Genomic DNA, 23,350 nt, shown 5'->3' with positions numbered 1-23,350 from the left:
CGGCCCGGCGGACGCCAGGCGCTACCGGGCGGTCAGCAGGGCACCTGGAAGCCGCCGGGTGCGCGCTGGCCCTCGGCGTCGCCGGTCAGCGCGGTGCGCAGGGCGACCTCCGGGCGCGGCACCAGGGTCGCGTCGAGCTGGAGGAGCTGCTGGTGCTCGGCGACGGAGCCGACGCGGGCGCCGGGCAGGTGGCCGTTGCGGACCGTGACGCGGTCGAGTCCGGTCGGGGAGAGCCGCCGTCTGGTGCGGATGTAGGCGATGAAGCTCTCGAAGTCGCGGGTGTGCCGGACGGGTTCGGTGAAGCCGGTGAAGGCGCTGAACCCGTCCTGGTTGATGAGGGTGTACGAGGGCGCGGCGAGGCGGTAGCGGCGGGAGACGTCGAGCGCCTCGCCGTCGATGAGGATCTCGTCGGGGTCGATGCGGTGCCCGGCCGGGCCGGAGGCGTCGAAGGTGTAGCGGACGTTGCCGGAGACGGCCAGCGGGGAGAAGGAGATGCCGCCGCCGGCGGTGGGGGCCCATTGCTGTTCCAGGGCGTCGTGGATCTGCCGGCCGGTGACTGTGACGGTCATGATCGGGTCGCCGTAGCCGACCGCGCTCCACGCCTGCCCGAAGGTGACCACCCCGTCTGACGCCTCGTCACGTACCAGGTCGCCGGCGATGATCGCGGCGCCGACCCGCGGGGCCAGCGCGATGACGGCGAGTTCGGCGGGGTCGTCGTTGCGGTGCCCGACGGGGTCGTCCATCGGGCCGGGCGGCCGGCCGCCCGCCCACAGCGCCCAGTCGGCGACGAGGTTGCCCATGGTGGACTCACCCAGCGCGTTGCGGCGGCGGGTGAAGGAGGCGGTCTGGGTGCCGATGCGGGTGCGGGCGCGGCGGGCGCCGTAGCCGGCCCAGTAGTCGGCGATCGACTTCAGCTCCGGATCGGGCGTCACGTCACGGGTGTTGGGGTGGTTGACGGAGGTGGTCAGGGCGCGGACGACCTTGCCGGTGGACGGGTCCAGCCGCAGGTTGATCTCGTTGATGATCTGGCCGTAGCAGCCGGCCTCGACGAACGGGCGGGGCTCGCCCTTGGGGTCGGGCAGCATCATGGTGAAGGCGCAGTGCCAGTGGCCGGTGACGATGGCGTCGATGTCGGGCGAGACCCGCAGCGCCAGTTCGTAGGCCGGGCCGGAGGGGTTGCTGCCGCTCTGGAAGTCGCCGCCGGCGACCGCGCCGTCGTGCATGCTGAGGACGATCGCGTTGACGCCCCGCTTCTTGAGGGCGGCCGCGCAGCGGTTGGCGGTCTCCAGTTCGTCCAGGGTGCGCAGTCCGGGCTGGTAGGAGCCGGGGAAGGACTCGGTGCCGATGGCGGTCAGATGGATGAAGCCGATCGGCAGCCGGCGGCCGTGGCCGGCGTCCACGTGCACGATGTTGTAGGGCGGCAGCAGCCGTCGGCCGGTGTCGTGCCAGACCATGTTGGCGCTGTAGTAGGGGAAGTTCGCGCCGCGGAAGCGGTGGCCGGTGGAGTCGGTGAAGGAGTCGTCCCGGCCGGCCTCCGGGAACGGCCGGCCGCGTTCCATGTGCTCGCGGAGGAAGACCGCCGACTTGTCGAACTCGTGGTTGCCGGCCGAGGCGAAGTCCAGGCCCAGCGCGTTGAGGGCCTCGATGGTCGGCTCGTCGGCGAAGGCGGCGGCGTCGAACTCCCAGCCGGAGAAGAGGTCGCCGGGGGCGAAGAAGAGGGAGTTGCGCCGCCCGGCGCGCAGCCGCTCCAGGTGGGCGGCCATGTAGGCGACGCCGCCGACGGTGTAGCGCTTGCCGCCGGCGCCGGTGATGACGGAGTTGGCGCCGGGGGCGCCCTGCAGATAGCCGTGCAGATCGGTGATGTTGAGCAGCTGGACGTCGACGTACTCGTCGGCCGTTGCGGCGTCGCGGGCGTGGCCGGTGGCGTAGGCGTTGCTGCCGATCGCGCTGGCGGTGGCCATCGCCCCCGCGGCGGTTACGAAGGACCGTCGTCCGATGTCGCGCACTCGTCACTCTCCTGAGCGGGTCCGACCGTTGGGGGGACGACGGGAGAGTCAAACGAGCCGCGCGGGACAACCGGCCACCACGACGCGTACCGGGCGTGAACGGCAGCGGACAGTCGCCCCCAGGGGCGTGTCCTGTGGATCATGGCCGGTGCGCGCGGTCGCGATCCACGGGACACGCCTGGGCGGGGGCACGGGGCGGGGTGGTGTCCCTCGTTCGTGTGCCGGGTGGGCCCTTACGGGTGCCCGGGCGGGAGCGGCGGCGCCGTCACCGGGGCTCGGCCGGACCGCCGCCGGAGCCGGAGCCGGCCACCGGTGCGACCACGGTGTCCGCCGCGGGCCGCGGCGGTGCGCTGTCGGCCAGCTCCTGGCCGCGCAGCAGGAACCACGCGGCCACCGCGGCGCCCAGCAGCACCACCGCGCCCACGCCGGCCGCGGTGTCCACGCCGCTGACGAAGGAGTCCTGAGCGGCCTTCAGCAGCGCGGCGCTCTGCTCGGCGGGGAGGCGGGCGGCGGCGTCCACGGCGCCCCCGAGCGAGGCGCGGGCGGCGTCGGCGGCGGCCCCGGGCACTCCCGCGGGGGTGGCGAAGCCCTGGTAGATGCTGGTGACGATGGAGCCCAGCAGGGCGATGCCGAGCGCGGCGCCGAGTTCGTAGGCGGTCTCGGAGACCGCGGAGGCGGCGCCGGCCTCCTCCTTGGGCACGCTGGAGAGGATGACGTCGGCGGTGACCGTGAAGGCGAAGCCGGCGCCGACGCCCACGACGAAGAGGATGCTGCACAGCGCGAGGGTGCCGGTGTCGCCGTGCAGGATCGTGCAGCCGGCGAGCGAGAGGCCGACCACCGCGAGGCCGCCGGCCACCACCAGCCGTACCGACAGCCGCCGGGCCACCCAGCCGGCGGCCAGGCCGGCGCCCACCGCGCCGACCGCGGCCGGGAGTTCGACCAGCCCGGCGTTGAACGGCGAGCGCATCTGCACCATCTGGAGGAACTGCGAGAGGAAGAAGACCAGTCCGGACAGCCCGAGGATGGTCAGCAGGTCGGCCAGGACCGCGCCGGAGAAGCCCCGGTGCTGGAAGAGCTTCATGTTCAGCAGCGGCGAGTCGAGGGTGAGCTGGCGGCGGACGAACAGCAGCAGGGCGAGCACGCCGATGACGGCGGCCGGGCCGATGTCCCAGCGGAAGCCGTGCACCGCCGCCTCCTTGACGGCGTAGACGACACCGACGATGCCCACCAGCGACAGCAGGACGCTGGGGACGTCCCACGGGCCCGGGTCCGGGTTGCGGGACTCCGGGATCACCTTGGCGCCGACGACGACCAGCAGCGCCATCACCGGAAGGTTGATCAGGAAGACCGAGCCCCACCAGAAGTGGCCGAGCAGGAAGCCGCCCAGGACCGGCCCGACCGCCGTACCGGCCGAGGCCATGGCGCCCCAGATGCCGACCGCCAGGCTGCGTTCCTTGGGGTCGTGGAAGAGGTTGCGGATCAGTGCGAGCGTGGACGGCATCAGCGTCGCACCGGCCACGCCCTGCAGCGCCCGGGCGGCGATCATCATCTCCGGGGTGCTCGCGTAGGCCGCGAGCACCGACAGCGCGCCGAACGCCACCGAGCCGATCAGCAGCAGCTTCTTCCGGCCGATCCGGTCGCCGAGGCTGCCCATGGAGACCAGCAGGCCGGCGATGACGAAGGAGTAGACGTCGCCGATCCAGAGCAACTGGGTGCCGGACGGCCGCAGATCCTCGCTCAGGAACGGGGTGGCGAGCCCGAGGACGGTGGCGTCGACGCCGACCAGCAGGACCGCCAGGACGAGGACCGAGAGCGCCAGCCAGCGGCCCGGTCGGGGCTGTTCGTCCACATGGGCCGAACCGGCCCGCCCTGCGGCTATGGGATCGCTCATTTCTCCATGCTCCGTCGGATGCCGCCGAGCAGCAGCTCGGCGATCGAGTGGTCGAGGTCGCCGCGTGCGAGGCGGCCCTCGTGCACCGCCCAGGCGCCGGCGCCGAGGAGGCCGTAGAACGCCTCGGTCAGCCAGGCCGAGCTGAGGTCGACCCGGAAGTCGCCGTCCTCCTGCCCGCGGCGGAACAGTGCGGCGAGCCGGGCGTCGAGCCGGGCCCAGCCGGCGTTGACCGGGCCGGGCTCGAAGAGCTGGTTCTCGGTGAAGAGGAAGGCCAGCACGCCGGCGACCGGCTCGGCCTCGCGGACCAGCCGGCGCAGCGCCCCGGCGGCGTCCCCCTCGTCGAGCCGGGCGGCGTCCATGGCCCGGGCGAACCGCTCGATGCCGTGCTCCTCCAGGGCGCGGATCAGCGCGTCGCGGCCGGCGAAGTGCCGGTGCAGGGTCGCCCGGCTGATGCCCGCGGCGCGGGCGATCTCGTCCATCGACGTCGTCGCGCGGCGGGAAAGCAGTGCGGCGGCTTCGGTGAGTACATGTTCTCGGTCCACGGCCATGAGACACATGGTACCCGAATGAGACACAAACGTCTCACCATTTTTTCGGCGGGCACGGTCCGACGGGAACAGTCCACCGGGAACGGGAAAAGGGCGGCCCCCATCCGATCGGCTGGAGACCGCCCTCGCCGGGCCGGCGCGCCCCGCGCCGGCCGGCCGCCGTCACTGCTGCTTCGCCGCGGCCCACTCCTGCTGCCGCACCAGGTCCGCCCGCACCTCGGCGAGCTGCACCGCCACCGCCGAGGGCGCGGTGCCGCCGCGGCCGTCGCGCGCGGCGAGCGCGCCGGGGACGTCGAGGACCCCGCGGACCTCGGGCGTCAGATGCGGGGAGATCTTGGCGAACTGCTCGTCGGTGAGCTCGTCCAGCTCGATGCCGTGCGCCTCGCACTCCTTGACGCACTCACCGGCCACCTCGTGCGCCACCCGGAACGGCACACCCTGCTTGACCAGCCACTCGGCGATGTCGGTGGCGAGCGAGAAGCCGGCCGGCGCCAGCTCCTCCATGCGCGCGCGGTTGACGGTCAGGGTGGCCATCATCCCGGTGAACGCCGGGAGCAGCACCTCCAGTTGGTCGCAGGAGTCGAAGACCGGCTCCTTGTCCTCCTGGAGGTCGCGGTTGTACGCCAGCGGCAGGGCCTTCAGCGTCGCCAGCAGGCCCGTCAGGTTGCCGATCAGCCGCCCGGACTTGCCCCGCGCCAGCTCCGCGATGTCCGGGTTCTTCTTCTGCGGCATGATCGACGAGCCGGTGGAGAAGGCGTCGTGCAGGGTCACGAAGGAGAACTCCTTGGTGTTCCAGATGATCACCTCCTCGGCGATCCGGGAGAGGTCGACCCCGATCATCGCGGTGATGAAGGCGAACTCCGCGGCGAAGTCCCGTGCGGCCGTGCCGTCGATGGAGTTGCCCGCCGAGCCCCGCTCGAAGCCGAGGTCCGCGGCGACCGCCTCCGGGTCCAAGCCGAGGCTGCTGCCGGCCAGTGCACCGGACCCGTACGGCGAGACCGCGGTCCGCTCGTCCCACTGCCGCAGCCGCTCCGCGTTCCGGGACAGCGCCTGGACGTGGGCGAGCACATGGTGGGCGAAGAGCACCGGCTGGGCGTGCTGGAGGTGGGTGCGGCCCGGCATGGCGACGTCCGGGTGCGCCTCGGCGAGGCCGATCAGCGCCTCCTGGAGGTCGGCGAGCAGCCCGCCGATGATCCGGGCGTGGTCCCGCAGGTACATCCGGAAGAGCGTGGCGACCTGGTCGTTGCGGGACCGGCCGGCCCGCAGCTTGCCGCCGAGGTCCGGGCCGAGCCGCTCCAGCAGCCCGCGCTCCAGGGCGGTGTGCACGTCCTCGTCGGCGACGGTGCCCACGAACTCGCCGGCGGCGACGTCGCGTTCGAGCCGGTCCAGCCCGTCGAGCATCCGCGCCAGCTCGTCCTCGGTGAGCAGGCCCGCCTTGTTGAGCACGCGGGCGTGGGCGCGCGAGCCGGCGATGTCGTACGGGGCCAGACGCCAGTCGAAGTGCACCGAGGCCGACAGCTTCGCCAGCGCCTCGGCCGGTCCGTCCGCGAACCGTCCGCCCCAGAGCCGGACGTCACCGGTGTTGCCGTTGCTCACTTGTGCTGCTCCTTGGTGGGTGGAGTGGTGGCCGGCTGCCCGCCGGCGGGGTTGCGGTGTACTGCACCAGGGTCGCGTCAGGCTCCGCCGGCCAGGCGGCGCCGCGCGGCGATCCGGCTCGACATGCCGAAGAGTTCGATGAAGCCCTTGGACTGCGACTGGTCGAACGTGTCGCCGGTGTCGTAGGTGGCGAGGCCGAAGTCGTACAGCGACTGCTCGGAGCGCCGGCCGGTGACCACCGCGCGGCCGCCGTGCAGCGTCATCCGGATGTCGCCGGAGACGGCCGCGTTGGCCTCCTCCAGGAAGCCGTCCAGGGCCCGCTTGAGCGGCGAGAACCACAGGCCGTCGTAGACCAGCTCGCCCCAGCGCTGCTCCACCTGCCGCTTGTAGCGGGCCAGTTCGCGCTCGACGGTGACGTTCTCCAGCTCCTGGTGCGCGGTGATCAGGGCGATCGCGCCCGGTGCCTCGTACACCTCGCGGGACTTGATGCCGACCAGCCGGTCCTCGACCATGTCGATCCGACCGACGCCCTGCGCGCCGGCCCGCTCGTTGAGCTGCTGGACGGCCTCCAGGACGGTGACCGGCCGGCCGTCGAGGGCGACCGGCGCGCCCGCCTCGAAGGTGATGACGACCTCGTCGGGCTCGCGCGGGGTGGCGGGGTCCTGGGTGTACTCGTAGACGTCCTCGATCGGCGCGTTCCAGATGTCCTCCAGGAAGCCGGTCTCCACGGCCCGCCCGAAGACGTTCTGGTCGATGGAGTACGGCGACTTCCTGGTGGTCGCGATCGGGAGGTCCTTCGCCTCGCAGAAGGCGATCGCCCTGTCCCGGGTCATCGCGTAGTCGCGGACGGGGGCGATGCACGTCAGGTCGGGGGCGAGGGAGGCGATGCCGGCCTCGAACCGGACCTGGTCGTTCCCCTTGCCGGTGCATCCGTGGGCGACCGTGGTCGCGCCGTGCTTGGCTGCCGCGGCGACCAGGTGCTTGACGATGACCGGCCGGGACAGTGCGGAGACCAGCGGATACCGGTCCATGTAGAGGGCGTTGGCCTTGATCGCCGGGAGGCAGTACTGCTCGGCGAACTCGTCCCTGGCGTCGGCAACCTCGGCCTCCACGGCACCGCAGGCGAGCGCGCGCTTGCGGATGACGTCCAGGTCCTCGCCCCCCTGGCCGACGTCCACGGCGACGGCGATGACCTCCGCGCCCGTCTCCTCGGCTATCCAGCCGATGCAGACGGAGGTGTCAAGGCCGCCCGAGTAGGCGAGTACGACACGCTCGGTCATGGGTCTCTCCTTACGATGCATACGCTGCTAGGCATAAGTATGCACTCGGCCGTATGCTTCGTCAACGAACACGGAAAGCCCCGGACCGGGCCACACCGCCGGGACGGAGACCCGCCCTGGGCCGCGCACCCGCCGCACCTCGCTCGTGCACGACGCGTGCGCCCCCTCCGCCTTCTGCAATTTCTGGGGCTTCATCGCCATATGTCCGTCGAAAGACGGTCGTCGCGGGCCCGCCGGGAGGCCCGGCAGCACCCGGGGAGGGGCCCGCTTTGGATTCATCGGCCGGGACAGGGTATTTTTCTGTCTGCACGCCCCGACCGGGACTCCTCCGGTCGGAACGCGGCACCGGGACGTGGCGCAGCTTGGTAGCGCACTTGACTGGGGGTCAAGGGGTCGCAGGTTCAAATCCTGTCGTCCCGACGGTGTCGAAAGGCCCGTCGGTCCGGGAGAAATCCCGGGCCGACGGGCCTTTTCGCTATGCGGCGGGCGCCGTCACGGCAGGGCGCCGATCTCGCCGCGGACCTTGTCCACGACCGCGGCCGGGAGCGTCGCGTACCCCTGGAAGCTCAGGTTCTGCTGGCCCTTCCGGCTCGCCGTGTACGCCAGGAACGCCTTGGTGGCGGGCCAGGTCTCCGGCTTGTTGCCCTTGTCGCAGACGATCTCGTAGGTGACCACGTCGATCGGGTAGGCGCCGGGGACCTTGGTGCCGTAGTCGAGCCGGAGCGTGACGTCGTGGCCGGTGTTGACGGTCGTGGCGCCGGCGATGGCGTGGGACGCCGAGGTCACGTTGGGGTCGGCGGGGGCCGGCGCGCCGGTGTCGACCGAGATCGTGCGCAGCATCCGGTCGACCGCGTACGGCAGCTCGACATAGCCGAGGGCGCCGGTGGTGCGCTGCACCTGGGCGGCGAGGTCCGCAGAGCCCTTGGCCGCGTCGCCGCCGTGCGCCGGCCACTCCTTGGCGTGCGGATACGGCCAGGCGCCCTGGCCGGCGGCGGCGAGGTACGCCGTGAAGTTGTCCGTCGTGCCGGAGGAGTCGGAGCGGTGGAACGTCCGGATGGGGGTCGAGGGCAGGTTGGCGTCTTTGTTGAGCCGGGCGATCGCCGGGTCGTTCCAGCGGGTGATCCGGCCGTCGAAGATCTTGGCGAGGGTGGGGCCGTCGAGGACCAGCCGGTCGACGCCGGGGAGGTGGAAGGCGAGCGCGATCGGGCCGCCGACGAGGGGCAGGTGGATGGCGCGGCCGCCGCCCGAGCAGACCTTCTCCGACCGCGTCACCTGGTCGGCGTCGAGCGGGGAGTCCGAGCCCGCGAAGGCGGTGCGGCCGCTCAGGAAGTCGTCCTGGCCGGCACCCGAGCCGTTGCCGTCGTAGGTGATCTTGGTGCCGGGGCAGGCTGTGGTGTACGTGGTGATCCAGTACTTCATCGCGTACTGCTGGGCCGTCGAGCCGGAGGCGTGCAGGGTGGCCGCCTTGCCGCAGGCGATCCCGGCCGCGCCGGTGGCCGACGGGCTCGACGCGGGGGCGGACGGGCTGTGCGAGGAGCCCGCGCCGCCGCCCGAACCACAGGCCGTGAGGACGAGGGCGCCGCACACCGCCGCCGCCCCGAGAGCGCTGGTGCGCGGTCCGGCCTTCCGTTGAGGCTTCACTGTCCCGTGCTCCTTCCTGCGGACCGGCCCCGGCCGACGCAGTCGAGGTGCGGAGGCCGCGCTTCCGCGGCGTCCGTCCGTACGGCGGCGGCTCGCGCGGCGGCGAGCACGGGGTCCGAGACCGGACCCTCGGTCACTATATGCAGTTGTTCACGCACGGGGGGTGGCGGCCGTGGCGGGTGGGTTACGGGGCCCCGCGGCTCTCCTTCTCGGCCAGCCGCAGCAGGTGGTCGGCGAGCGCCTGACCGCCGGACGGGGCGCGGCTGATGAGGAGGAGGGTGTCGTCGCCGGCGATGGTGCCGAGGATGTCGTGCAGCTCCGCCTGGTCGATGGCCGAGGCCAGGAACTGGGCGGCGCCCGGTGGGGTGCGCAGGACGACGAGGTTGGCGGACGCCTCGGCGGAGATGAGGAGTTCGCCGGCGAGGCGCCGCATCCGCTCCTCCTTGGCGGACTCCCCGAGCGGGGCGCGCGGCTTGCGGTCGCCGCCCTCGCTCGGTACCGCGTAGATCAGCTCGCCGCCGGTGTTGCGGATCTTCACCGCGCCCAGCTCGTCCAGGTCGCGGGAGAGCGTCGCCTGGGTGACGGAGAGCCCGTCGTCGGCGAGCAGCTTGGCGAGCTGACTCTGGGAGCGGACCGGCTGCCGGTTGAGGATGTCCACGATCCGGCGGTGGCGGGCGGTGCGGGTCTGCGGTACGGCCGGGCCGCTGTTGTGCGGCGAGTCGTTGTCCTGCGGCTCGGTCATCGTTGTGTCAGTCTCCGGATCATCGTTCCCCGTCGGCCGGTTCCTCGGCCCTCGTAAGGATCCCGGGGAGCTTCTGGAGGAAGGTCTCCACCTGCTCGTCGGAGACGATCAGGGGCGGGGCGAGCCGGATGACGTCCGGCGCGACCGCGTTGACCAGAAGGCCCGCGTCCTGGGCCGCCTGCTGTACCTGTGGCGCGAGGGGCCCGGTCAAGACGATACCGAGGAGCAGGCCGGCGCCGCGGACGTGGCCGACCAACGGGTGCCCCAGCGCCGCGATTCCGTCCTGCAGCCGCGCGCCGGCCCGCCGGACGTGGTCGAGGAGGCCGTCCGCCTCGATGGTGTCCAGGACGGCGAGGGCGCCGGCGCAGACGACCGGGTTGCCGCTGAACGTCGAGCCGTGCGAGCCGGGGGTGAGCAGGTCGGCGGCCGGGCCGAAGGCGAGGGTGGCGCCGATGGGGAGGCCGCCGCCGAGGCCCTTGGCGAGGGTGACGATGTCGGCGTCGACGCCCTGGGCCGCGGACGCCAGCCAGTGCCCGGTGCGGCCGATGCCGGTCTGGATCTCGTCGACGACCAGCAGGGTGCCGGTGGCGGCGGTGATCTCCCGGGCCGCCTTGAGGTAGCCGGGCGGCGGGACGACCACGCCGTTCTCGCCTTGGACGGGCTCCAGTACGACCATGGCGGTGTCGGTGGTGACCGCGGCCCGGAGCGCCGCCACATCGCCGTACGGGACGTGCTCGACGTCGCCGGGCAGCGGGCGGAACGGATCCTGCTTGGCGGGCTGGCCGGTGAGGGCCAGGGCGCCCATGGTGCGGCCGTGGAAGCCGCCGAGGGCGGAGACGACATGGGTGCGGCCGGTCAGCCGGCCGATCTTGAAGGCGGCCTCGTTGGCCTCGGCGCCGGAGTTGGAGAAGTAGACCCGGCCGGGCCGCCCGGCGAGCGCGAGCAGGCGCTCGGCGAGGGCCACGGTCGGCTCGCTGGTGAAGAAGTTCGACACATGGCCGAGGGTGGCGACCTGGTCGGAGACCGCGCGGACCACCGCGGGGTGGGCGTGGCCCAGCGCGTTGACCGCGATCCCGCCGAGGAAGTCGAGGTAGGCGTTGCCGTCGGCGTCCCAGACGGTTGTGCCCTCGCCCCGGACGAGCGGGATGCGGGGGGTGCCGAAGTTGTGCATCAGGGCGCCCTGCCAGCGCCGGGTCAGCGCCTCGTTGGTGACCGGGCCGTGGCCGTTCGCCGTGCCCTGGGTGGCCGGGGTGTCCGTCGCCGTGCCGGTGCTCATGCCGTCCCCTCCGCGATGTGGTGTGCGTCGTTGCCGTGCGGGTCGGTGGTCTGCGCCGGGACCGGTTCCGGGTCCGGGACCACCATCGTGCCGATGCCCTCGTCGGTGAAGATCTCCAGCAGGATCGAGTGCTGGACCCGCCCGTCGATGACCCGGGCGTTGCGCACGCCGTTGCGGACGGCGTGCAGACAGCCCCGCATCTTCGGGACCATGCCGCTGGCCAGGTCGGGCAGCAGCTTCTCCAGCTGGCTCGCGGTGAGCCGGGAGATCACCTCGTCGCTGTGCGGCCAGTCCTCGTAGAGTCCCTCGACGTCGGTGAGCACCATCAGGGTCTCCGCGCCGAGCGCGGCCGCCAGGGCGGCGGCGGCGGTGTCGGCGTTGACGTTGAAGACGCCGGAGTCGTCGCCGTCGTCGCTGCTGCGGGCCACGGACGAGATCACCGGGATCCGGCCGTCGTCCAGCAGCGCCTGCACCGCGCCGGGGTCGATGGCGGTGATCTCGCCGACCCGGCCGATGTCGACCCGTTCGCCGTCGACGTCCGCGTAGTGCTTGGTGGCGGACATCAGCCGGGCGTCCTCGCCGGTCATGCCGACGGCGAGCGGGCCGTGCTCGTTGAGCAGGCCGACCAGCTCGCGCTGGACCTGGCCGGCCAGCACCATCCGGACCACGTTCATCGCCTCGGGCGAGGTGACCCGCAGGCCACTCTTGAACTCCGAGGCCAGGCCCAGGAGTTCGAGCTGGGCACTGATCTGCGGGCCGCCGCCGTGGACCACGACGGGGCGCAGTCCGGCGTGCCGCAGGAAGACCACGTCCTGGGCGAAGGCGCGCTTGAGCTCGTCGTCCACCATCGCGTTGCCGCCGAACTTGATCACCACCGTCTTGCCGTGATGCCGGGTCAGCCAGGGCAGCGCCTCGATGAGGGTGCGGGCCTTGGGGAGCGCGGTGTGCTTGCGGGTGGTCATGCGGCGGCCTCGTTCCGCTCCGTGGGGTGTCCGTCCGGTACGCGCCGGTGCGCGGCGGGTCCGGTCATGAGGAGTACGCGCTGTTCTCGTGGACGTAGTCGGCGGTCAGGTCGTTGGACCAGATCACCGCGGACTCGGTGCCGGCGGCGAGGTCGGCGGTGATCCGCACCTCGCGGTAGCGCATGTCCACCAGCTCCCGGTCGTCGCCGACCGAGCCGTTCCGGCAGACCCAGACGTCGTTGATCGCGACGTTGAGCCGGTCGGGGTCGAAGGCGGCGGAGGTGGTGCCGATGGCGGAGAGCACCCGGCCCCAGTTGGGGTCCTCGCCGTGGAGGGCGCACTTGAGCAGGTTGTTGCGGGCGATGGAGCGGCCCACCTCGACCGCGTCGTCCTCGCTCGCAGCGTTGATCACCTCGATGCGGATGTCCTTGCTGGCGCCCTCGGCGTCGCCGATCAGCTGCCGGGCCAGGTCGTCGCAGACCTCGCGCACCGCCTCGGCGAACGCGGCCTCGTCCGGGACGACGCCGGAGGCACCGGAGGCCAGCAGCAGCACGGTGTCGTTGGTGGACATGCAGCCGTCGGAGTCGACCCGGTCGAAGGTGGTGCGGGTGGCGGCGCGCAGCGCGGCGTCCAGCTGCCCGGCCGGTACGTCGGCGTCGGTGGTCAGCACCGCGAGCATGGTGGCCAGGCCCGGGGCGAGCATGCCGGCGCCCTTGGCCATCCCGCCGACCGTCCAGCCGTCCTTGGTGACCTGCGCGGTCTTGTGGACGCTGTCGGTGGTCTTGATGGCGATCGCGGCCTTCTCGCCGCCGTGGCCGGTGAGTTCGGCCGCGGCCTTCTCGACGCCGGGCAGCAGCCTGTCCATGGGGAGCCGGACGCCGATCAGGCCGGTGGAGGCCACCGCGACCTCGGCGGCGCTGTGCCCGTCGAGCACCTCGGCGACCTTCTCCGCGGTCGCGTGGGTGTCCTGGAAGCCGAGCGGGCCCGTACAGGCGTTGGCGCCACCGGAGTTGAGGATCACCGCGGAGACCCGGCCGCCCTTGAGGACCTGCTCGGACCACAGGACCGGCGCGGCCTTGACGCGGTTCGAGGTGAACACGCCGGCGGCGGCCAGGCGCGGCCCGCTGTTGACCACCAGGGCGAGATCGGCGTTGCCGTTCTCCTTGATCCCGGCGGCGACACCCGCCGCGAGGAAGCCCTTCGCTGCCGTCACGCTCACTGTGTCTCCTCGTTCGCCCCGCCGCCGCAGCGGCTCGTGTCACTGTCGCCCGCGCAGCGCAGCGGCGCGGCCTTCGTCGTCATCTGCGGCCCGGCGGCTGCGCGTGCGACGCTCACGGCGCCACTCCAATCGTGGAAAGTCCCATGTCCTCGGGGAGGCCGAGGGCGATGTTCATGCTCTGGACCGCGCCGCCCGCGGTTCCCTTGGTGAGGTTGTCGAGGGCGCTGATCGCGATGATCCGGCCGGCCGCCGGGTCGAGGGCCACCTGGATCTGGACGGCGTTGGAGCCGTACACGGCGGCGGTGGCGGGCCACTGCCCCTCGGGCAGCAGCCGGACGAACGGCTCGCCGGCCAGCGCCTTCTCGTACGCGGCGCGGACCGCCGCGGCGTCCGCACCGGGCCGGGCCTTCGCCGAGCAGGTGGCGAGGATGCCGCGGGGCATCGGCGCCAGCGTCGGGGTGAAGGACACCGCGACCCGCTCGCCGGCCGCGGCGCTGAGGTTCTGGATCATCTCGGGGGTGTGCCGGTGCCCGCCGCCGACGCCGTACGGGCTCATCGAGCCCATGACCTCGGAGCCGAGCAGGTGCGGCTTGAGGGCCTTGCCCGCGCCGGAGGTGCCGGACGCCGCGACGATCACGGCCTCCGGCTCGGCGAGGCCGGCGGTGTAGGCCGGGAAGAGCGCGAGCGAGACGGCGGTGGGATAGCAGCCCGGGACCGCGATGCGGTGGGACCCCGCCAGTGCCGTGCGGCCGCCGGGCAGCTCCGGGAGGCCGTACGGCCAGGTGCCGGCGTGCGGCGAGCCGTAGAACGCCTCCCAGTCGGCGGCGTCCTTCAGCCGGAAGTCCGCGCCGCAGTCCACCACCAGCACCTCGGGGCCGAGCTGTTCGGCGACCGCCGCCGACCGGCCGTGCGGCAGTGCCAGGAAGACCACGTCGTGGCCGGCCAGCACCTCGGGCGTGGTGGCTGCCAGCTCGCGGTCGGCGAGCGGGGCCAGGTGCGGCTGGAGCGCGCCCAGGCGCTGCCCCGCGGTGGAGTGCCCGGTCACCGCGCCGATCTCGATCTCCGGGTGCGCCAGGAGCAGGCGCAGGAGCTCACCCCCCGCGTATCCGCTCGCACCCGCGACTGCTGCTCGTACCGTCATGGCCGCTGGACCCTCCTCGTCGATGGCATGACTATACGGAAGGTGGCAGTTTTATGCAATAACGGGGAGGGTTCGGCTTCGGGCACCCCGGCGGCGATGCGGCGGCCGGCGTCCGGCACGGCGAGCAGGCCGGCGAGCGGTGCGCGGACTGATTCCTCTAGAGCTTCATGTCGTGGCGGGTGAGGTACCAGTTGTGCCAGGTGAGCAGTCCGCCGAGCAGCGCCAGCCAGAGCGCGGTGCTGGTGAGCGGGAAGGCGTCGACCGGGATCGTGTACGCGAGCACCACCCGCAGCACCGCGTCGAGCAGGAAGACCGCGCCCCACACCGCCGTGACCAGCCGCAGGTGGTGACGGAACCTCGGTTCCGCGTCCCACCGCGCCTCCCACTCGACGAGTCCGGCCTCGCCGACCTTGGCGATGACGATGCCGCGCGAGGCGGTCATGATGAACGGCCGCCGGGTGAGCAGCGTGCCGAGCACCCACAGCCCGATCGCGGCGGTCACCCAGCTGTCCCGGATCATGATCACCCGCGGGCTGCCGGTGACCAGCGTCAGCAGCGTGCCGACCACCACCAGGCTCAGCGTGAACACCGCCATCGCCTCCACGCGGCGCTGCCGCACCATGCCGTGCACGATCCACGGCAGCAGCAGTACGCCGCCGACGGCCATCGCGAGCCACTGGTCCAGGCCGGCCGCGCGCAGCCCGTAGTAGGAGCCGAGCGGCAGGACGAGTTCGAAGAGCAGCTGTGCGGCGAGCCGCCGGCGCAGCCGCGCCGTGCGGGCCCGGGCGGTCGCCGCGGCGGACCCGTCCGGGCCGGTCCGTGGTACCGGGTGCGTGGCCATGGTGCGTTCCCCCGTGCCGGCTGTGGTCATGGCGTTCTCCTGGTGGCGTGGTCGAAGAGGTCCGCCAGCTCCCGGCCGGCGGCCCGTACGTCGAGCTCGGGATCGTGGCTGGCGCGGCGCACCACGTCGTCGATGGCGGCGCGGATCGCCCGCATCATCACCCACGGGTCGAAGTCGCGGAACTCGCCGGTGCGCTGCGCCGTGCGGAGCTGCTCGACCTGGACGGCGAGGTTCGCCTCCGTGGTGTCGAGGAAGGCGACCATGCCGGGGTCGCCGCCGCGGAGGTTGGAGAGGACCTCGGTGATCGCCGAGAGGTGGCTCGGGTACTCGGCGAACAGGTCGAGGTTGCCCTCGATGGAGGCGCGCAGCCGGGCCGCGTAGCTCTCGTGGGCCTCGATGCGGGGGCGGAGGTACCCCTCCGCGAGCCGCAGGACCTCGGCGACCAGCTCACGCATCAGGTCGTCCCGCCCGTCGAAGTGGTACGAGATCATCCCGGTGCTGCTCAGCCCGGCGCGCTCCGCGATCTTCGCGAACGAGGCCCGGTGGTACCCGACCTCGGCGACGACGTCGATCGCCGCGGCGACGATCTGCGCGCGGCGGCCGGTCTCCGTGAAGGAGGGCTTGGCCTTGTGCGCCGCCTTGCGTGCGGGCTTTTGCTTGCCCGTGCTGTTCTTTGCTTGCATGAGCAAGACGATAACGGGGTTTGCTCGACCGAGCAAGAGGGGTGGCGGGCGCCCCGGGCGGTACGGTTCCGGCCGGGCGCCCGGATCAACTCCCGTACACCCGAGCGGCGTTCGGCCGCGGTGCCGGGCGGTGGTGGGCCGCCGGGCCCGCGGCGAAGGCGTGCAGCAGGTTCTCGGTGGTGCGGGTGACGAAGGCGCCGGTACGGCGGTCCAGGCCGTGGTCGCGGCCGTCGTCCGAGGTGCCCGCCATGAGGGCCTCGACCCAGCGCATGGTGCCCGTGGCGAAGACGCCGGCGCCGCCGGGGACGGTGTAGTAGGCGGAGTCGGCGTGGCTGGCGCGGCCGGCACAGACCAGCGGGGAGTGCGCGACGATCTCCAGGGCGGCGGGGGTCGGGGCCTCCGGTGTGACCCGGTCGTACTCCACGCCGACCAGGTGCGGGAAGGCGTCGCCGGTGCGGACGCCGGTGCCCTCGAAGAGCCAGTGGTCGGCGCCGTGCACGACATAGGGCGCGTCCGTGGGGTAGCCCTCGTAGAAGACGCCGGTGAGGGCCGACTCGGGGTCGGCGGCGGGCGGGGCGCGGAAGTCGTGGGTGGGCGGGGCCTGGTGGCCGGCGAACCGGGGGTCGTCGCGGTAGTCGGTCTTGTAGCAGGTCACGGTGCACAGCGGGCCGCCCGGGCCGGCGTCCAGACGGACCCGGCGGAAGCAGGCGTTGGCGCCGAGGAAGGCGATGTTGCTGCCGGTGTCGCGGGCCCGGGTGACGTGGGCGCGCTGCTCCGGGGTCCAGTACTCGTCGTGGCCGAGGGAGAGCACGGCGGCGGCGCCGCGCAGCGCGGACGGGTCGCGGTGCACGTCGACGGAGGTGGTGTAGGCGAGCGGCAGGCCGAGGCGTTCGGCCAGTACCACCAGGGCGCGCTCGTACACCAGGAACTTCTCGGCGCCGGTGGCGTCGTAGGGGCGGTCGAAGCTGACCGCCAGCGAGCGGGCGGCGTAGGAACCGTCCGGGCCGTGGTAGAGGCTGCGGCCGCCCCAGGCGTTGTACGCCTGCCAGGTCGTCACCGCGTGCATCAGGACGGTACGGCCCGCGGCGCCGGCCGAGCGGACGATCAGCGGGACGTACCGCTGGTGGCCGTGGTCGGCGTCGAGGCAGAGCAGATAGGCGCCGGGCGGCCAGCCGTCGGTGCGGACGGTGGTGGTGCGCGGCCAGCCGGCCTCGACGGTGCGGGTGTCCGCGCGCAGCCGCGGGGGCGGGCCGGGCCGCCCGGTGAGCCGGTCCGAGCGCCACACCAGCCGGGCCTGGGCGCCGCCGTACCAGCCGACCCGGTAGGCGGAGACCCGGAAACCGGGCGCGGTGGTGGAGACGTGCAGGCCGAACTCCTCGCCGGGCAGCACGCTCACCCGGTCCGGGTAGCCCTCGACGGCGTCCGGCGGGCCGGTGGCGCGCAGCCGCCAGCCGGGGCTGCCGGGGCGCGTGCGCTCGGCGGTGAGCGGGTCCGCGGGGCGGTGGCCGTGCGGGGTGCCGCCCGGGGAGTCGCAGCCGGTCAGGCCGGTGGCGAGGGCCGCGATCCCGGTGGCGGTACCGAGGAAGTGCCGGCGGTCCAGGCCGCGGCGCGGCCGGTCGTCGTCGGCGCGGTGCTCCCCCGCGCGGTGCGCTGCGCCGTCCGCCATCGGCCCGCTCCCGTCCGTGGTTCCCGGTGGGTGTCCGTCCCAGGACGATCCTGCGCCGGGCGGCGCGGGCGGACGACCGCAGCGGGCCCGAACGCGGGTACCGGCGGGCACGGCGGTGCCCGGCCGCCCACGGGTCGGCCGGGCACCGCCCACCGCTCCCCCGGTGGCTCAGGCCGGCTGCGGCACCTCGTTCCTGAGGGCCTTCCGGAGCTGTTCGCGCAGTTCGGGGCTGTCCGTGTGGCCGTGCACGGAGATCGCGTGCTCGGTGGCGGCGCGGAGCACCTCCTCCTCCTCGCCGATCAGGACGAGGCTGCAGTGCGTCTCACTGGGGTGTTCCCGGCAGTCGATCATCTTGCGCATCACCCACCACCTCCTCGCTTCCAGTGTCGGCCGCCGGGGCCCGGCCCGCCGCTCGTAATACGGGGAACCGCGTATGGCGCGGCGGCGGCCGGAGCTGGTGCAGTGGAGTCAGTGGGGCGAGGAGGTGACGGCCATGGCGGTCTCCGCGCCGGCCGCGCCGGGCGCCGCGGGCAACGGCGGAACCCTCCGGCAGGACCGGGTGGACGCGTTCATGGAGCGGGTGATCACCGACGCCGGCGCCGCGGTCGCGGGCCTGTGCACCTCCCTCGGCGACCGGCTCGGGCTGTACCGGGCGATGGCCGGCGCCGGCCCGCTGACCTCCGCGGAACTCGCCGCCCGCACCGGGCTGGTGGAGCGGTACGTCCGGGAGTGGCTGTCGGCCCAGGTGGCCGGCGGGTACGTCGTCCACGCGGCGGACGGCGACACCTACCTGCTGCCGGACGAGCACGCCGCGGTCCTCGCCGACCCCGGGCTCCCCAGCTACGCGGCCGGTTTCTTCACCGTGCTCCAGGCGCTGTACGCCACCGAGGACAGCCTCCTGGAGGCGTTCCGCACGGGTGCGGGCATCGGCTGGGAGGAGCACGGGCCGGCGCTGTTCGAGGGCACCGCGAAGTTCTTCCGTCCCGGCTACACGGCGGCGCTGGTGCCGGAGTGGCTGGCCGCGCTGGACGGCGTGGTGGAGAAGCTGGAGCGCGGCGGCACGGTGGCGGACGTCGGGTGCGGCTTCGGCTACTCCACGGCGCTGATGGCGCGGGCGTTCCCCCACTCCCGCTTCACCGGCTTCGACTTCCACCCGCCGTCCGTGGCGGCGGCCCGCGGGATCGCGGCGGAGCAGGGCGTGGCCGACCGGGTGTCGTTCGAGGTGGCGGGCGCCGACGACTTCCCCGGCGAGGACTTCGACCTGATCACCTTCTTCGACTGCCTGCACGACATCGGCGACCCCGGCGCCGCGCTCCGGCACGCCGAGCAGGCCCTGGCCGACGACGGCACCTGCATGCTCGTGGAGCCGAACGCCTCCGCGGTGGACGAGGAGAACATCAACCCGGTCGGCCGGGCGCTGACCGCCGCCTCGGTGGCCGTCTGCCTGCCGTCCGCGCTGGCCCAGCACGGCCCGCAGGCGCTGGGGAACCACGCGGGCGAGCAGGTGCTGCGGGAACTCGCGGACGCGGCCGGGCTGCACCACTGGCGGCTGGCGGCCCAGAGCCCGGTCAACCGCGTCTATGCCGTCGGGCGCTGACCCGCCCGACGCCCCCGGCCGGTCTTCCCCCGGCCGGCCGGGCGGCCCCGCGGCACCGGCCTTGACCCGCGCCGGGGCGCTGGGCACGCTGGAGGTATGAGCGCGGCCGCGGAGGCCGGACTGCGGCGCATCCTCTCCGTGGTGGACCTCCTGATCGACGCCGTGGACGAGGACGCCCTGGTTCCGGCGCTGCTGCCGCTGCTGCTCGGCGCACTGCCCGGCGACAGCGTCATCTGGTCACCCCGCCCGGACCCGGCCCATCCGCTGCGCACCCTCCCCGACGACCTGCTGAGCCAGGACGTGCTGGAGGCGTTCGACCGCGGGTGGACTTGCGACTCCTTCGTCCGGCACACCCGGATCGGCAGCGGCACCCCGCTGCGCCGCTCGTCCCTGCAGACCGCCGGCGAGTTCCACGCGCTGCCCGTCTACGCCGACGTGTACCGGCCGTTCGGAGCCGAGCGGCAGCTGGCGATGTCCTTCCCCGCGGGCTACGCCGCCGACGTGCCGCGGCGGGTCACCGTGGTGGTCAACCGCGACCGCCGGGCGAGCGACTTCGCCGACGCCGACGTGGCCGCCGCCGGGCTGCTGCGCTCCCGGCTCAGCCGGGTCCTGGGCCGCCTCGCCCCGCCGGCCCCGCCCCCGGCCGGGGAGCTGGTCACCCGCCGCGAGTCGGCGGTGCTGCGCCTGCTCGCCGACGGCCTGACGAACCAGCAGATCGCGCACCGGCTGGCGATCAGCCCCCGGACGGTCGACAAACACCTGGAACACGCCTACGCCAAGCTGCGGGTGGGCGGCCGGGTCGCGGCGGCCAACGCCTGGCTGGCCCGGGAGTCCGGGCCACCGGGCGGCAGCTCGCCGGCCGCTCCGCCGTAGGCCGCCGGCTCATGCCTGCGCGGCGGGCCGGTCAGGGGCCGACCGGGCCGGGGTCGAGCAGCCCCAGCGTCATCCACTGCTCGGGCGCCGTCAGCGGCCGGAAGCCGATCTTCTCGTAGACGCCGTGCGCGTCCTTGGTCGCGAGGGTGAGCCGGGCCAGGCCGTGCGGCGCGAGGTGCTCGGCGACGGCCTCGACGAGGGCGGTGCCCAGGCCCTTGCCGCGGTCGTCGCGGGCGATGTAGACGTCGCAGAGCCAGGCGAAGGTGACGTGGTCGGTGACGACCCGGGCATAGCCGGCCTGGCGGCCCGAACGGGACTCGTACAGGCCGAAGTTGAGCGAGGCGGCGACGGCGCGGTCGTGGTGTGCGCGGGTGCGGCCCAGCGCCCAGTAGGAGTCATGGGCGAGCCAGTCGTGGACCAGGTCGGAGTCCAGGCGGGCGGGGTCGGTGGAGATCTCGTAGCCGTCGAGGGCGCGGGCGGTCATGCGGGGAGACTGGCAGAAGGGGCGGGCCCGCGTCGAACGCGTTGCCGGGCCCGGCCGCTTCCGTCCGGGTCAGGCCACCGGTACGCCCAGTGCGTCGCAGGCGGTCCGGAGCCGGCGGACGCCCTCGGCCAGTTCGGCGGCGCCGGCGGCCGAGGCGAAGCTCAGCCGGAGGTGGGCGGCCGGCGGCTCGGCGGCGAAGTAGGGGCGGCCACCGGCCACCGCGACGCCCGCGCGCAGGGCGGCGGCGGTCAGCGCCGCCTCGTCGGTGCCGTCCGGCAGCCGCAGCCAGAGGTGGTAGCCGCCGAGCGCCGGGTGCTGCCCGGGCGCCGCCGGGTCGAGCGCCGGCAGCTCGCGCCGCAGGGCGGCCCGCACCGTTTGCCGACGGGACGTCAACTCCGAGGAGATGGCCCGAAGATGACGCTGCCAGGCGGGCGAGCCGACGAGTTCCAGCGCGGCCTCCTGGAGCGGACCGGAGACGAAGAAGCTGTCGACGACCTGGATCGCGCGCAGCCGGTCCAGCACCGGGCCGCGGGCGGCCAGGGCGCCCACCCGCAGGCTCGGCGAGGTCGCCTTGGTCAGCGAGCGGAGGTGCACCACGGTGCCGTCCGGGTCGTCGGCGAGCAGGGTCGGCGGCAGTGGCGGCGCGTCGGCGTGGCCCAGCAGCCGGGCGAAGTCGTCCTCGACGACGAAGGCGCCGGCCGCGCGGGCCACCCGCAGCACCTCCCGGCGGCGGTCGGGGGCCAGCACCGCGCCGGAGGGGTTCTGGAACAACGGCTGGCAGACGAACAGCCGGGCGCCGCTGGCCCGGAAGGCGTCGGCGAGCAGGTCGGTGCGCACCCCGTCGGCGTCCATCGGGACCGGCACCGGGCGGAGCCCCGCGGCCCGGGCGACGGCCAGCATGCCGGGGTAGGTCGGCGACTCGACGAGGACCGGGGCGCCGGGCGCGGCGAGGGCGCGCAGCGCGGCGGTCAGGGCGCTCTGGCCGCCCGCGGTGATCAGGACGTCGCTGGCGGAGAGCGGGCCGTCGGGGCCGCCGATCTCGCGGGCGAACCAGGCGCGCAGCTCCGGTACCCCGTCGACCGGCGGGCGGCTCCAGACGCCGGGCCGCCGGCCGGCCCGGGCGAGCGCGGCGGCCAGGGCGCGTTCGGGCTGGAGGGCGGGCGGGAGATAGCCGCCGTGGAGTTCGATGACGCCGGGTCCGGGGGCGGCGAGGGTGGCCAGGACGCCGGAGGCGTCGACGCTGCGCGGCACCTGGTCGCCGGCCGGTTCGGCGCTGAGCGCGATCTCCTGCCAGGAGGTGTCGACCGGGCGGGGTGCCGTGCGGCGCGGCTCGGCGCGGAACGCCCCCGCGCCGGGGCGGGTGACGACCAGCCCCTCGGCGGCCAGCTCGGCGAGCGCCCGGGAGACCGTCACCGGACTGACCCGGTGCCGCTCGATCAGGGCACGACTCGACGGCAGCTTCTCTCCTGGAGAGTAGCGCTTCAGCTCTTCTCGCAGGATCGCGGCCAACCCGGCCCCACTGCTACGCTCTTGCATGAGAGCCAACGATAGCGCTATCGCCACCTCGCCGATAGCGGTCACCGCCCCCGAGCCCACCCCGGCCGCCGGCCCCGCCGCACCGCGCCCGGCCGGCGTCTCCGGCTCCCTCCTCGCCGCCCTCGGCGTCGCCGCCTTCTCGCTGACCTTCCCGGCGACCGCCTGGGCACTTGAGGGCATGGGCGCCTGGCCGGTGGTGATGCTGCGCAGCGTGCTGGCCGCGGCGCTGGCCGGCGGCTGCCTGGCGGCCTGCCGGGTCCGGGTGCCCGAGCGCCGCCACTGGGCCGGCCTCGCGGTCGTCGCCGGCGGTGTGGTGCTGGGCTTCCCGCTGCTGACCACCCTCGCGCTGAAGACCTCCACCACCTCGCACGCCGCGGTGGTGATCGGCCTGCTGCCACTGGCCACCGCCGCCTGCTCGGTGCTCCGCACCGGCGCCCGGCCGTCCCGTGCGTTCTGGATCGCCGCGCTGGTCGGCGCCGCGGCGGTGCTCGCCTTCGCGGTGCAGCAGAGCGGCGGCGCACCGGGCACCGGCGACCTGTACCTCTTCGCGGCGCTGCTGGTGTGCGCGGCGGGCTACGCCGAGGGCGGCCGGCTGGCCCGCCATATGCCGGGCTGGCAGGTGATCGGCTGGGCGCTGCTGCTGGCGCTGCCGGTGACGCTGCCGGGCGCGGTGTGGACGCTGTCCGCCGAGCCGCCGCGGCTGACCGGCCACGCGCTGGCCGGGCTGCTGTGGCTGGCGGCCGGCTCGACGTTCCTGGGCATGGTGGTCTGGTACCGCGGGATGGCCGCCATCGGCGTCTCCCGGGCCAGCCAGCTGCAGCTCGCCCAGCCGCTGCTGACCCTCGTCTGGTCGGTGGTGCTGCTCGGCGAGCGGCTGCCGCCGGCCGCACCGCTGACCGCGGTGGCGGTCCTGGCGTGCATCGTGGTCACCCAGCGGGCCCGGACCTGACCGGCCCGGGGCGCCCGCCCGTCTCACCGGGTGCGCCCCGGGCGTGCGGACATACACTGGCGGCGACGGCAGGAGAGCCGTCCGGGCCGTTCCCGGGCCCGCAATCCACTGGCCGTCCCACCGCCCGGCCGCCGTGCGCGTCGGCCGCCCCGGTCGGCGGCCACCCGACGCGGGAGGAGCCCAGATGCACGCGAAGACGGGCGACCGGCTGCTGGTGCACGGCAGGACCGTCGGCCATGGCGATCACCTGGTCGAGATCGTGGAGGTGCTGGGGACCAACGGCGAACCGCCCTACCGCATCCGCGCCGAGGACGGCCACGAAACGATCATGTGGCCCGGCCCGGACTGCGTCGTCCAGCACCCCAGGCCCACCGAACCCCACACCATCAGCTGACGGACCTCGCGGCGGTGGCGGACCG

At 74.0% G+C, this 23,350-nt stretch carries 21 protein-coding genes and 1 tRNA gene; 5 read left to right on the top strand and 17 right to left on the bottom strand.

Annotation, left to right across the window (positions count from 1 at the left end; translation table 11 throughout):
• Window positions 1-32 precede the first annotated feature (32 nt).
• The 5 genes from B073_RS0121780 to B073_RS0121760 form a co-directional block, all read right to left on the bottom strand.
• Complete coding sequence (locus tag B073_RS0121780) at window positions 33-2,006, bottom strand: bifunctional metallophosphatase/5'-nucleotidase (RefSeq protein ID WP_018540203.1); 1,974 nt, start codon at window positions 2,004-2,006, stop codon at window positions 33-35.
• 265 nt (window positions 2,007-2,271) lie between these two features.
• The gene (locus tag B073_RS0121775) at window positions 2,272-3,897 is read right to left on the bottom strand and encodes an MFS transporter (protein ID WP_018540202.1); all 1,626 of its coding nucleotides are present in this window, start codon (window positions 3,895-3,897) and stop codon (window positions 2,272-2,274) included.
• Window positions 3,894-4,445 carry a TetR/AcrR family transcriptional regulator gene (locus tag B073_RS0121770; protein WP_018540201.1) on the bottom strand — a complete coding sequence of 184 codons (552 nt, stop codon included), beginning with the start codon at window positions 4,443-4,445 and terminating at the stop codon, window positions 3,894-3,896. The genes B073_RS0121775 and B073_RS0121770 overlap by 4 nt, the downstream gene beginning before the upstream one ends.
• Window positions 4,446-4,607: 162 nt before the next feature.
• Entirely contained in the window at window positions 4,608-6,041 is a 1,434-nt protein-coding gene (gene argH / locus B073_RS0121765; protein ID WP_018540200.1) for an argininosuccinate lyase, read from the bottom strand.
• 77 nt (window positions 6,042-6,118) lie between these two features.
• A complete protein-coding gene (locus B073_RS0121760; RefSeq protein ID WP_018540199.1) occupies window positions 6,119-7,321 on the bottom strand; it encodes an argininosuccinate synthase in 1,203 nt (400 codons plus the stop codon).
• 346 nt (window positions 7,322-7,667) lie between these two features.
• Between B073_RS0121760 and B073_RS0121755 the strand changes: the two genes are divergently transcribed.
• A tRNA-Pro gene (locus tag B073_RS0121755) sits at window positions 7,668-7,741 on the top strand.
• Between the two features lie 72 nt (window positions 7,742-7,813).
• On the opposite strand, the gene pstS is transcribed toward B073_RS0121755, so the two are convergent.
• The 10 genes from pstS to B073_RS0121705 all read right to left on the bottom strand — a co-directional run bounded on the left by pstS (window position 7,814) and on the right by B073_RS0121705 (window position 17,852).
• Window positions 7,814-8,962 carry a phosphate ABC transporter substrate-binding protein PstS gene (pstS, locus tag B073_RS0121750; protein WP_018540198.1) on the bottom strand — a complete coding sequence of 383 codons (1,149 nt, stop codon included), beginning with the start codon at window positions 8,960-8,962 and terminating at the stop codon, window positions 7,814-7,816.
• 184 nt (window positions 8,963-9,146) lie between these two features.
• Window positions 9,147-9,704, bottom strand: a complete 558-nt coding sequence (locus tag B073_RS0121745) for an arginine repressor (RefSeq protein WP_018540197.1) — start codon at window positions 9,702-9,704, stop codon at window positions 9,147-9,149.
• A 19-nt stretch (window positions 9,705-9,723) separates the two neighbouring features.
• Window positions 9,724-10,980: an acetylornithine transaminase gene (locus tag B073_RS0121740; protein WP_018540196.1), complete on the bottom strand. Its 1,257-nt coding sequence runs from the start codon at window positions 10,978-10,980 to the stop codon at window positions 9,724-9,726.
• Window positions 10,977-11,942 carry an acetylglutamate kinase gene (gene argB, locus B073_RS40615; protein ID WP_018540195.1) on the bottom strand — a complete coding sequence of 322 codons (966 nt, stop codon included), beginning with the start codon at window positions 11,940-11,942 and terminating at the stop codon, window positions 10,977-10,979. Before argB ends, B073_RS0121740 begins: the two co-directional genes overlap by 4 nt.
• 64 nt (window positions 11,943-12,006) lie before the next feature.
• Window positions 12,007-13,161, bottom strand: coding sequence for a bifunctional glutamate N-acetyltransferase/amino-acid acetyltransferase ArgJ (argJ, locus tag B073_RS0121730; RefSeq protein WP_018540194.1), 1,155 nt, complete (start codon window positions 13,159-13,161; stop codon window positions 12,007-12,009).
• A gap of 112 nt (window positions 13,162-13,273) precedes the next feature.
• Entirely contained in the window at window positions 13,274-14,302 is a 1,029-nt protein-coding gene (gene argC / locus B073_RS0121725; RefSeq protein WP_018540193.1) for an N-acetyl-gamma-glutamyl-phosphate reductase, read from the bottom strand.
• Window positions 14,303-14,459: 157 nt separating this feature from the next.
• Window positions 14,460-15,173, bottom strand: a complete 714-nt coding sequence (locus B073_RS0121720; protein WP_018540192.1) for a VC0807 family protein — start codon at window positions 15,171-15,173, stop codon at window positions 14,460-14,462.
• A complete protein-coding gene (locus B073_RS0121715) occupies window positions 15,170-15,826 on the bottom strand; it encodes a TetR/AcrR family transcriptional regulator (protein WP_018540191.1) in 657 nt (218 codons plus the stop codon). The genes B073_RS0121720 and B073_RS0121715 overlap by 4 nt, the downstream gene beginning before the upstream one ends.
• Before the next feature lie 85 nt (window positions 15,827-15,911).
• Window positions 15,912-17,492, bottom strand: coding sequence for a N,N-dimethylformamidase beta subunit family domain-containing protein (locus B073_RS0121710; RefSeq protein ID WP_018540190.1), 1,581 nt, complete (start codon window positions 17,490-17,492; stop codon window positions 15,912-15,914).
• A gap of 168 nt (window positions 17,493-17,660) precedes the next feature.
• A complete protein-coding gene (locus B073_RS0121705) occupies window positions 17,661-17,852 on the bottom strand; it encodes a DUF1059 domain-containing protein (protein WP_018540189.1) in 192 nt (63 codons plus the stop codon).
• Window positions 17,853-17,985: 133 nt separating this feature from the next.
• On the opposite strand from B073_RS0121705, the gene B073_RS0121700 reads away from it, so the two are divergent.
• Window positions 17,986-19,089, top strand: coding sequence for a class I SAM-dependent methyltransferase (locus B073_RS0121700; protein WP_037812315.1), 1,104 nt, complete (start codon window positions 17,986-17,988; stop codon window positions 19,087-19,089).
• Between the two features lie 96 nt (window positions 19,090-19,185).
• Window positions 19,186-19,962: a helix-turn-helix transcriptional regulator gene (locus B073_RS0121695; RefSeq protein ID WP_018540187.1), complete on the top strand. Its 777-nt coding sequence runs from the start codon at window positions 19,186-19,188 to the stop codon at window positions 19,960-19,962.
• Window positions 19,963-19,993: 31 nt separating this feature from the next.
• Here B073_RS0121695 and B073_RS0121690 read toward each other — a convergent pair whose 3' ends face one another.
• Entirely contained in the window at window positions 19,994-20,446 is a 453-nt protein-coding gene (locus tag B073_RS0121690) for a GNAT family N-acetyltransferase (RefSeq protein ID WP_018540186.1), read from the bottom strand.
• Between the two features lie 69 nt (window positions 20,447-20,515).
• A complete protein-coding gene (locus B073_RS0121685; protein ID WP_026247595.1) occupies window positions 20,516-21,982 on the bottom strand; it encodes a PLP-dependent aminotransferase family protein in 1,467 nt (488 codons plus the stop codon).
• On the opposite strand from B073_RS0121685, the gene B073_RS0121680 reads away from it, so the two are divergent.
• Both B073_RS0121680 and B073_RS0121675 read left to right on the top strand, forming a co-directional pair.
• Window positions 21,981-22,931, top strand: a complete 951-nt coding sequence (locus B073_RS0121680) for a DMT family transporter (protein ID WP_018540184.1) — start codon at window positions 21,981-21,983, stop codon at window positions 22,929-22,931. The genes B073_RS0121685 and B073_RS0121680 overlap by 2 nt on opposite strands.
• Before the next feature lie 184 nt (window positions 22,932-23,115).
• Window positions 23,116-23,325 (top strand): DUF1918 domain-containing protein, encoded by a 210-nt coding sequence (locus tag B073_RS0121675; protein WP_018540183.1) that lies wholly within the window; start codon window positions 23,116-23,118, stop codon window positions 23,323-23,325.
• Window positions 23,326-23,350 lie beyond the last annotated feature (25 nt).

Source organism: Streptomyces sp. MspMP-M5, from assembly GCF_000373585.1.
Lineage (GTDB): Bacteria > Actinomycetota > Actinomycetes > Streptomycetales > Streptomycetaceae > Streptomyces.
The sequence above is the reverse complement of the archived record's forward strand: the minus strand, read 5'-3'. Positions and strand labels throughout refer to the sequence as shown.